Origin of the sequence: Micromonospora sp. NPDC049801 (assembly GCF_040656575.1) — a bacterium.
Taxonomy (GTDB): domain Bacteria; phylum Actinomycetota; class Actinomycetes; order Mycobacteriales; family Micromonosporaceae; genus Micromonospora.
This window is the reverse complement of sequence record NZ_JBFAMS010000037.1, coordinates 1-9935: the sequence shown is the minus strand read 5'-3', so window position 1 is coordinate 9935 and position 9935 is coordinate 1. Positions and strand designations below refer to the sequence as shown.

Sequence of the window (9935 nt, the reverse complement as noted above, 5' to 3'; positions counted from 1 at the left end):
CGCACCGCACCGCACCGCACCGCACCGCACCGCACCGCACCGCACCGCACCGCACCGCACCGCACCGCACCGCACCGCACCGCACCGCACCGCACCGCACCGCACCAAGATCGTGCTCGATCCTGGATCTAGTGGCCTCGAACGCGCCAGAAGCCACTACGTCCATGTTCGAGCGCGATCTTCGCGCATCCGACCGGTGGTCAGGGACGTAGCGAGCGCTCCGGTGCGTGCCGCCACATCCGGAGAAGCAGGAACAGGAGCAGGACGGTCATCGCGAGAGCGCCGGGGGCCTTCGTGAAGCGGGCCAGGTTGGTGCCGTCGGGCAGCGCCAGGAAGGCAGCCACGGCGGCCGGCAGCACGAACCACGTGGTCCGGGCGGCGCTGAGCGCGAGCAGGGCCAGCGGCCAGGTCGCGTACCAGGGGTGGAAGACCGGGGACAGAACGACGGTGGCGACCAGGGCCAGGCCGGCGCCGTGCAGTACCGCTCGGCACCGCGCCGCCCCGGCCGGCAACCCGCCCGAAATGGACGGCGACCCGCCCGAAGCGGCTGACAGCGCATCGCGGCCGACCGCCAGCCCGCCCGAGGCGTCCAGCAGCCCGCCTGAGCCAGCCGCCAGCCCGCCCGAACCGGTGGCAACTCGCCGCCACGTGCGCCACCAGAGGGCCACGAGCACGACCGCGAGCAGCACCAACGCGATGGCGCGGGTCACCGGCACGGCCTGCGGGTCCCGCCCGACCACCGCGCCGGCGTAGTCGACGACGAACCCGACGGCGGTGGGCGGCGATGTCCACTGTTCGGAGTCGCCGCTGCGGGTCAACCCACCCACCCAGCCGAATCCGAGGCCGGACAGCGCCGAGGTGACCAGCAGCGCGCCCAGGAGCCCGCCGCCCAGCCACGCGCCGCTGCGGAACACCGTCCGGCCGGACGCTCCCACCAGTGCCGCGAACGGCACCACCACGACGGCGCTGGCCTTCACGGTGACCGCCAGCCCGAGCAGCGCCCCGGCGAGCAGCAGCGCGGGGGGCCGGCCCGGCCAACGGACCGCCACCAGCAGCCCGCACAGCAACAGCCCGAGCATCACGGCGTCGTTGTGCGCGCCGCCCACCAGGTGTACGCCGACCAGTGGCACGGCCAGCGCCAGCCAGGCCGTCCGCCGGGTCGGCACTCCGGTGGCCCGGGCCAGCGGAGGCAGGCAGAGCGCGGCCAGCAGCAACCCGGCCACGGCGATGACCCGCAGCAGTACGACAGCGCCGGTGAGCCCGCCTCCGACAGTCACCGCGAGCGCCGCGAGGAGCACGAAGACCGGGCCGTACGGTGCGGGCGTGTCCCGCCAGATCGGTGCCACCGTCTCCACCCACGGGCAGCCGGCCGCCGCCACCGGAACGGCGTACGGGTCGACACCGTGCGCGTAGGTCCAGCCCTGGCAGGCGTACGAGTAGACGTCCCGGCTGCCCAGGGGCGGCGCGAGCAGCAGCGGCAGCGCCCACAGCCCGGCGGTGACGTACGCCCACCGGCTCGACGGCGCACCGGCGCGCAGTGACCACCAGGCGCCGACGAGCAGCGCGGTGCCGACCAGCCAGCAGGCCAAGGTTGCCGCGCCGCCCGGGGCTCGCCAGATCGACACGGGCGTGACGTTCAGTGGGGCGTCGGGCAGCGCCCCGCCGAGGTACCCGGCCACGGCGAGCAGGACCGCGCCGACCAGGCCGGCGTACCGGGCAAACCGGGCGGCCAGCAGGCCGGGAACCGGCGAAGGCGCGCCGGGAGTGGTCACCGGCGCACCTTCCCCCTGGTCGACCTAGTCGGCGGCGACCGGTTGGCGGGCCGCCCGAGCCGACCGTACCAACCGGATGGCCAGCACGATCACCAACAGCGTCATCAGTGGCGCCCCGACCGTCTTGGTGTAGCGGGGCAGCCCGGTGCCATCGGGCAGCACCAGGAACGACGCCACCAGCGCGACGACGATGAACCATCCGGTACGCCGGGCGGTGGCCGCCAGCACCGCGAGCGGCCAGACCCAGTACCAGGGGTGGAACAGTGGCGCGAGGGCGACCGTGGCGGTCAGCGCCACGGCGGCGTACCACAGCGGCTCCCGCGTGCGGGCCCGCCACCACAGCCACACCAGCAGCACCGCCAGCACCGCGACGCCGACCCCCCGGGTGACGGCGAGCGCGTCGACGTGCCCGCCGAAGGGCACCGCCAGGTAGCCGACGGTCTGCCCGACCGCCGTGGACGGCGACGTCCAGGCGATCACGTCACCGCCGCGGGCCAGCCCACCGACCCAGCCGAAATCGAGGCCGGCGGCGAAGGTCACCCCGACCACGACGGCGACCGCGCCGCCGACCACCCAGCCGCCGTGGCGGATCAGCGCGCGGATCGAGTACCCGCCGACGATCGCGGCCAGCGCGGCGAACGGCACCACGACCAGCGCCGTCACCTTGATGCCGGCGGCGAGACCGAGCAGCACGCCACCGGCGAGCAGCGGGCCGGGGCGTCCGGGCCGGGAGGCGATCACGGCCAGCCCGGCGACGAGCAGGCCGGCCATCAGGGCGTCGTTGTGCGCGCCGGAGACCAGGTGCACGGCGACCAGCGGGCAGGCGAGCGTCAGCCAGACCGCCCGGGAGGCCGGTACGCCCACCCGTCGGGCCAGCACCGGCAGGCTGACCGCCATCAGCGCGACCCCCGCCACGGCGATCAGCCGGAACACCACGATCGCGCCGGTCAGCGAGCCGGTGGCCTTGACCACCGCGCCGGACAGCACCACGAACAGCGGCCCGTAGGGCGCCGGGGTGTCCCGCCAGATGTACGAGATGGTGTCCAGCCAGGGGCAGGGCAGCGCGGAGACACCCTGCTCGTACGGGTTGATCCCGGCGGCGTAGCTGGCGCCCTGGCAGGCGTACGCGTAGACGTCGCGGCTGGCCAGCGGGGGCGCGATCAGCAGCGGCAGCAGCCAGAGCCCGACGGTGACCAGCGCCCAGCGGGTCGACGGCACGTCGTCGCGCAGCGACCACCAGGCGTACGCCAGCAGCCCGGTGCCGACCAGCCAGGCGATGAGCACCAGCGGTCCGTTCGCGCCCTGCCAGATGCTGACCGGGTTGCTGCGCAGGGGCGAGTCGGGCAGGGCGCCGCCCAGGAACGCGGCGACGGCGAGAAGCACCGATCCCGCCAGTCCGGTCCAGCGCGCGAGGTGGTGAGGCACGCCGGACATGCTGCCAGTACGGTTGTCGCGGTACGGAGGTGGGCATGCGGCGCAGTCGGGTGGTGGCGGTGGCCGCCGGTTGCTCCGTCGTGCTCGGCGCGCTCTGGTTGGCCCTGCCGCTGATGGGCTCGGACCTCTCCGCGCAGGTCGCCCGCGCCGACTTCTTCGCCGCCCACGGCCTCACCCCGGTGGATCTGCGCTGGTACGGCGGGGTGCAGCAGTTCGGCTACAGCCTGGTGTCGCAGCCCGTGATGGCGGTGCTCGGTGTGCGGGTGACCGGCGCGCTGGCGCTGGTGGCGTCGGCGACCGCGCTGGCCGCGCTGCTGGTCCGCAGCCTGGTGCCGCGTCCGCTGCTGGGCAGCCTGATCGGCGTGGTCACGCTGGCCGGCAACCTGGTCTCGGGCCGGGTGACGTACGCCCTCGGTGTCGCCTTCGGGCTGGCTGCGCTGGTCGCGCTGACTCGGGGCGTACCCCCGGGTCGTCGTGTCGCGTTGGCCGCGGCCGGCGCGTTGCTGGCCTCGGCGACGAGCCCGGTGGCCGGCCTGTTCGTCGGCCTGGCGGGCGCGGCGCTGCTGCTGGCCCGCCGGTACGCCGACGGGCTGGCGCTCGGCGTCGCGGCGGCCGTGCCGCTGGGCGCGACCGCGGTGCTCTTCGGCGACGGCGGCTGGATGAACATCAGCCGCACCGACACCCTGCGGGCGGTGGTGACGAGCCTGCTGGTGGCGGCGCTGGTGGCGTACCGGCCGGTGCGGTTCGGCGCGCTGCTGGCCGCCGCCGGGGTGCTGGTCGCCGCCGGAGTGCACACGCCGGTGGGGTTGAACGCGACCCGGTTGGCGACGATGTTCGCGCTGCCGGTGCTGGCCGCCGCCGCCCGCCCGCCGGCCTGGCTGTCGACCCGCCTGGCCCGCCGGCCGGCTGTCGGGCCCGTGCCGGCCCGACTGTTGGGTGGGATCGGCCTGGCCGCGCTGCTGGCGGCCGTCTGCGGGTGGCAGCCGCCGGTGGTCCCGGCGGACCTGCGGAGCATCGGCGACCCGACCAGCGCGCCCGGCTATCACGCGCCGCTGCGCGCGTTCCTGGCCGGGCAGCGGCTCACCGGCCGGGTGGAGGTGCCGCCGACCCGCAACTACTGGGAGGCGGCCCGCCTCGGTGAGGTGCCGCTGGCCCGCGGCTGGCTGCGGCAGGCCGACATCGACCGCAACCCGCTCTTCTTCACCACCGTGCCGGGCGCGACCGGCACCGGCGTGCCGCTCACCCCGGCCAGCTACCGGGCCTGGCTGGCGGAGAACGCCGTGCAGTACGTGGCGGTGCCGGACGCCCCGCTGTCCTGGGTGGGGCGGGCCGAGGCGGAACTCGTCGAGGGCGGCCTACCGTACCTGACCCCGGCCTGGTCCGGCCCGCACTGGCGGGTCTGGGCGGTGGCCGACCCGACGCCGCTGGTCGCCGCGCCCGCCGAGCTGGTCCGCGCGGACGGCGCGGCAGTCACCTTCCGGGCCCCGACCGCCGGCCCGGTGGCGGTCCGGGTGCGGCACAGCCGCTGGCTGACCGCGTCCGGCGGCGCGACCGTCCGCGCCGACGGGGACTGGACCAGCGTCACCGTCCCCCGCGCCGGCGACTACACCCTCGGCTGATCTTCCTACCCCTCCAGCACGCGCTGGGCGGCGGCGCGGGAGCGGCGGCCGGTGCGCAGGTACTCGTCGAGGAACTCCCCCGGGTCGTCGTGGCCGAGCAGCCGGACCACCCCCGCCAGCTCCACGCCGTGCCGGGGCAACTGGTCGCCGGCCCGGCCCCGGACCAGCATCAGCGCGTTGCGGACCTGCGCGGCCAGGGACCAGCCGGCGGCCATCTCCGCGGCGTCCGCCGCATCGATCAGGCCGGCCCGCTCGGCCGCCGCGAGGGCATCGAGGGTACGCGTGCCGCGCAGCTCCGGGATCGCGCCCGCGTGTCGGAGCTGGACGAGCTGGACCGCCCACTCGACGTCGGCCAGCCCGCCCCGGCCCAGCTTCGTGTGGGTGGCCGGGTCGGCCCCGCGCGGCAGCCGCTCGGTCTCCACCCGGGCCTTGATCCGACGGATCTCGACGACCTGCTCGCGGGTCAACCCGTCGGCCGGGTAGCGCACCGGCTCGATCATCGCCTCGAACTCGGCGCCCAGGTCGGCGTCACCGCAGACGAACCGGGCGCGCAGCAGCGCCTGCGCCTCCCACACCCGGGACCAGCGGGCGTAGTACTGGGCGTACGCGGCGAGGCTGCGCACCAGCGGACCCTGCCGGCCCTCGGGGCGCAGATCGGCGTCGACACCCAACGGCGGGTCGGGCGCGGGTACGCCGAGCAGTCGACGCAGCTCCTCCGCGATGGCGTGCGCGGCCGCGCTGGCGGCGCTCTCGCTGCTGCCGGCGGGCGGGTCGTAGACGAAGAGCACGTCGGCGTCGGAGAGGTAGTTCGACTCGTACCCGCCGAGGCGGCCCATTCCGATCACCGCGAACCGCAGCCCGTCCGGGGCCGGTTGGCTGGCCCGCGCGGCCCGCAGCGCTGCGGCGAGGGTGGCGTCGGTGACGTCGGCGAGCGCCGTACCGACCTCGGTGATGTCGGCCAGGCCGGGTGACGGCCGCGTCGTGCCGTCCGCCCGGGTCGGGGTGGGTGCGAGCGCGCCGGCCCGGCAGAGCACGTCCGCGCAGGCCACCCGGACCAACTCCCGGCGGCGCAACGCCCGCACCGCGCGGGTCGCCTCGACCGGGTCGGTGTGCCGGGCCGCCGCCGCGAGGAAGCCGTCACGCAGCACCGGACGCGGACGCGGCGACAACTCGTTCTCCTCGGCGAGCAGCCGCAGCGCCTCCGGATCCCGGGCGAGCAGGTCGGCGACGTACCGGGACAGGGCCAGCACCCGGGCCAGCCGGCGGGCGACGGGACCGCCGTCCCGCAGCAGGCGCAGGTACCAGGGGGTGCTGCCCAGCTTGTCGGAGACCTTGCGGTAGTTGAGCAGCCCCCGGTCCGGCTCCGGCGCGTCCGCGAACTCGCTCAGCAGCACCGGCAGCAGGGTGCGCTGGATGGCCGCCGTACGACTCACCCCGCCGGTGAGCGCCTGGAGGTGACGCAGCGCCCCGGCCGGGTCGGCGAAGCCGAGGATCTCCAACCGGTGCCGGGCCGCCTCCGGGGTGAGCCGCAGCCCGTCGGCGGGTACCCGGGCCACCGACTCCAGCAGCGGCCGGTAGAGCAGTTTGGCGTGCAGCCGTCGTACCTCGGTGGCGTGGGTGACCCAGTCGGCCCGGAAGCTCTCGACGGCGCTGCGGCCCGGCGTGGCCACGAAACCCAGCGCGGCGGCCAGCCAACGCAGCGCCCCCGGCTCGGTGGGCACGGTGTGCGTACGGCGCAGGGCCTGGAGTTGGAGCCGGTGCTCGACGGCGCGCAGGAAGCGGTAGCCGCGCAGCAGCGACTCCCCGTCGGCGCGGCCGACGTAGCCACCGGCGACGAGCGCGCGTAGCGCCGGAATGGTGCCGGGCGCCCGCAGGGTCTCGTCGCCGCGGCCGTGCACGAGTTGCAGGAGCTGAACGGCGAACTCGATGTCGCGCAGCCCGCCCGGACCGCGCTTGATCTCGCGTTCCAGCTCCTTCGGCGGGATGTTGTCGATGATCCGGCGGCGCATCGCGCGGACGTCCTCGACCGCCTCGGGGCGTTCGGCGGCGCTCCACACCAGCGGCGCGAGCTGGTCGATCCACTCTTGGGCCAGCGGCAGGTCCCCGGCGGCCGGGCGGGCCTTGAGCAGCGCCTGGAACTCCCAGGTGCGTGCCCACCGGCGGTAGTAGGCGAGGTGGCTGGCGAGGGTACGCACCAGCGGGCCACGACTGCCCTCGGGCCGCAGGGCGGCGTCCACCGGCCAGGCGACCATCCCGCAGACGGAGATCAGCCGGGTCGCCACCTGGGTCGCGGCGGGCAGGTCGGCGTCCTCGGCGGCCACGAAGATCACGTCCACGTCGGAGACGTAGTTCAGCTCGCCGCCGCCGCACTTGCCCATCGCCACCACGGCCAGCCGGGGCCGCTCGGTGCCCGCCGCCAACTCGGCGACGGCGATCTCGTACGCGGCCGCGAGGGTCGCGTCGGCCAGCGCGGACAGCGCCGCCATGGTCTGCTCCAGGGCCCGGCCGCCGGTGAGGTCGGCCGCCGCGATCCGCAGCAGGGAGAGCCGGTACGCGGCACGCAGCACCGCCACCGGGTTCCCGTCGCCGGCCGGCTCCAGCCGACCGTCGGCGATCGGCGCGAGCCCGTCCGGTGCGGTACGCAGCGTCAGACAGTGCTCGGGATTCGCCACCAGATGGTCGCCGAGCGCCGACGACGCGCCCAGCACGGCGATCAGCCGACGCCGCAGCCCGGGGTCGGCGTGCAGCTCCGCGAGCAGCGGCGAGCTGGCGCTGGTGCCGGCGGCGCTGGTGCCGCGCGGGGTGCCGGCGGCGCTGGTTCGGCTCTCCGCCTCGACGATGCGGTGCAGTTGGCGCAGCGCCAGGTCCGGGTCGGCGGCCCGGGACAGCGCGGCGAGCAGCTCCCCGGCCGCGTCGTCGACCGGCTCCTGTTCCTCCGGCTGCCAGAGACCCAGCCCGTCCGGGCCGAGCAGGTCCGCGGCGCGGGCCCCGCCGTCGCCCTCGGCGATGCCGAAGCCGTAGCGGGCGAGCCGGCCCGGGGCCCTCGTCGGCCGGCTCATCAGTGCCCGAGCAGCGGCAGGCCGCGCCGGATCGTGCTGTCGTCCAACTCGCCGAGGGCCAGCGCGGCGAACCGGGCGGCGAACGGCTGCCAGACCTCCTCGACGTCCACCATCACCGAGTCGCATGCCGCCACCACCAGCTCCGGGTCGTAGCCCAACTCGGCGAGCAGGGTCGAGTCGGTGGCCCAGTCGCCGATCATCTCGGTGTCGCACTCGATGTGGAACTGCAACCCCCAGGCCCGGTCGCCGAGCCGAAACGCCTGGTGCGGATAGCGGGTGGAGGCCGCCAGCAGGGTGGCGCCCCGGGGCAGTTCGGTGATCTCGTCGGAGTGCCACTGGAGCACGTCCGGGATCAGCGGCACGTACCGGAACAGCGGGTCCTGCTCGGCCGCGTCGCGCCGGCCCACCACACCGGGGCCGATCTCCGGCCCGGACGGGCTCCGCTCCACCAGCCCGGCATGCGCCGTGGCGAGCAGCTGCGCGCCCAGGCAGACAGCCAGGGTCGGCACGCGGTACCGGACCGCCTTGCGCAGCAGCCCCTCCACGGCCGGGAACCAGGGCGCCCCGGGGGAGCCGTCCGGCAGCGGATACGCCTGCTGGTCGCCACCCAGCACCACCAGTGCCGCGTACCCCTCAAGGTCGGCGGGAAGTTCCTCACCGGCGTGCGGGCGGACCACCCACAAATCCAGCCCTGCCTCGGTCAGCCACTCACCCAACCGGCGCGCGTCGTCCGTCGGGTCGTTCTCGATCACCAGCGCGGTTGCCACCCGTCGAGGCTAGCGGGTGCGGCGCGCTCCGCCACGCCCCGGCACGGGTCGGTGCCACCGGCTGGCGGCCGTCGTGTCGGCGCGGTGGCTAGGCTCTCCGGTTGTGATCAACGAGGACTCCACCGTCGTCCGCCCGCCCGTGCTGCGCCCGGGTGACACGGTGCTGCTCGTCTCGCCGTCCGGGCCGACCTCGCCGGAGCGGGTGGCCCGGGGCGTGGAGCTGCTCACCGGATGGGGCCTGCGCCCGATACCGGCCCCGAACGCGTACGCCCGCCACGGCTACCTCGCCGGCACCGACGACCTGCGGGCCGCCGACCTGAACAGGGCCTTCGCCGACCCCCAGATCCGTGGGGTGATCTGCACCCGGGGCGGCTACGGCGCCCAGCGGATCGTCGACGCCATCGACATGGCAGCCGTGCGCCGCGACCCGAAGGTGGTGGCCGGCTTCTCGGACATCACCGCGTTGCAGCTCGCCCTGTGGCGGGGCGCCCGACTGGCCGGGGTACACGGCCCCGGAGCGGCCTGGCGGGACGAGCGGACGCCGCTGCGCTCCGCCGAGTCCCTGCACGCGGCGCTGATGACCACCGAGCCGGTGACCGTTCAGGCGGTCCCCACCGAGGAGACCTTCGACGTACGCGTCCCCGGCCGCGCCACCGGCACCCTGCTCGGCGGCAACCTGTGCCTGCTCGTCGCGTCGATCGGCACACCGGACCTGCCCGACCTGACCGGCGCGGTGCTGTTGATCGAGGACGTGCAGGAGCCTCCGTACAAGGTCGACCGGATGCTCACCCAGCTCCGCCGGGCCGGTGCGCTGGACGGGCTGGCCGGGGTGGCGGTCGGGCAGTTCACCGACTGCGGCGACGGCTGGGACACCACGATCGTCGACGTGCTCACCGAACGCCTCGGCGACCTGGGCGTACCGGTCCTCGGCGGCCTCCCCATCGGCCACGGCCACAACCAACTGACCGTCCCGGTAGGCACCGAAGCACGATTGGACACCGAAACCAACACCCTGAAGGTCACCCCCGCAGTCCAGTAACCCCAACCCCAGCCCGACCCCGACCCGGCCCCGCGCCCGGCCCCGGCCCCGCCCGACCCCGGCCCGGCCCGGCCCCGCACCCGACCCAACCCGGCCCGGCCCGGCCCGGCCCGGCCCCGGCCCCGACCTCGTTGATCAAGAGGTTTGCGTCAGTTCCGGGCGAGCACGGTGGCCGCCTCGGCGACCGCCGCGTCCACCGATGGCCGGCTCGACACGTCGGCGGTGATGCCCGCGATGCCGTCGTC

At 75.7% G+C, this 9935-nt stretch carries 6 protein-coding genes; 2 read left to right on the top strand and 4 right to left on the bottom strand.

The genetic code is table 11. The annotated features are described in order from the left end of the window. Positions 1-200: 200 nt before the first annotated feature. Positions 201-1772 (bottom strand): polyprenol phosphomannose-dependent alpha 1,6 mannosyltransferase MptB, encoded by a 1572-nt coding sequence (mptB, locus tag AB0I89_RS33495; RefSeq protein WP_357134853.1) that lies wholly within the window; start codon positions 1770-1772, stop codon positions 201-203. Between the two features lie 24 nt (positions 1773-1796). Continuing rightward, a complete protein-coding gene (mptB, locus tag AB0I89_RS33490; protein ID WP_357134851.1) occupies positions 1797-3197 on the bottom strand; it encodes a polyprenol phosphomannose-dependent alpha 1,6 mannosyltransferase MptB in 1401 nt (466 codons plus the stop codon). Between the two features lie 44 nt (positions 3198-3241). On the opposite strand from mptB (AB0I89_RS33490), the gene AB0I89_RS33485 reads away from it, so the two are divergent. Next, positions 3242-4825, top strand: coding sequence for a hypothetical protein (locus AB0I89_RS33485; protein WP_357134849.1), 1584 nt, complete (start codon positions 3242-3244; stop codon positions 4823-4825). Positions 4826-4830: 5 nt separating this feature from the next. Here AB0I89_RS33485 and AB0I89_RS33480 read toward each other — a convergent pair whose 3' ends face one another. Together AB0I89_RS33480 and AB0I89_RS33475 are read right to left on the bottom strand one after the other, a co-directional pair. After that, entirely contained in the window at positions 4831-7884 is a 3054-nt protein-coding gene (locus tag AB0I89_RS33480; protein WP_357134848.1) for a bifunctional [glutamine synthetase] adenylyltransferase/[glutamine synthetase]-adenylyl-L-tyrosine phosphorylase, read from the bottom strand. Continuing rightward, complete coding sequence (locus AB0I89_RS33475) at positions 7884-8651, bottom strand: type 1 glutamine amidotransferase (RefSeq protein ID WP_357134847.1); 768 nt, start codon at positions 8649-8651, stop codon at positions 7884-7886. Before AB0I89_RS33475 ends, AB0I89_RS33480 begins: the two co-directional genes overlap by 1 nt. Positions 8652-8754: 103 nt before the next feature. On the opposite strand from AB0I89_RS33475, the gene AB0I89_RS33470 reads away from it, so the two are divergent. Further along, the gene (locus AB0I89_RS33470; protein ID WP_357134845.1) at positions 8755-9690 is read left to right on the top strand and encodes an LD-carboxypeptidase; all 936 of its coding nucleotides are present in this window, start codon (positions 8755-8757) and stop codon (positions 9688-9690) included. Positions 9691-9935 lie beyond the last annotated feature (245 nt).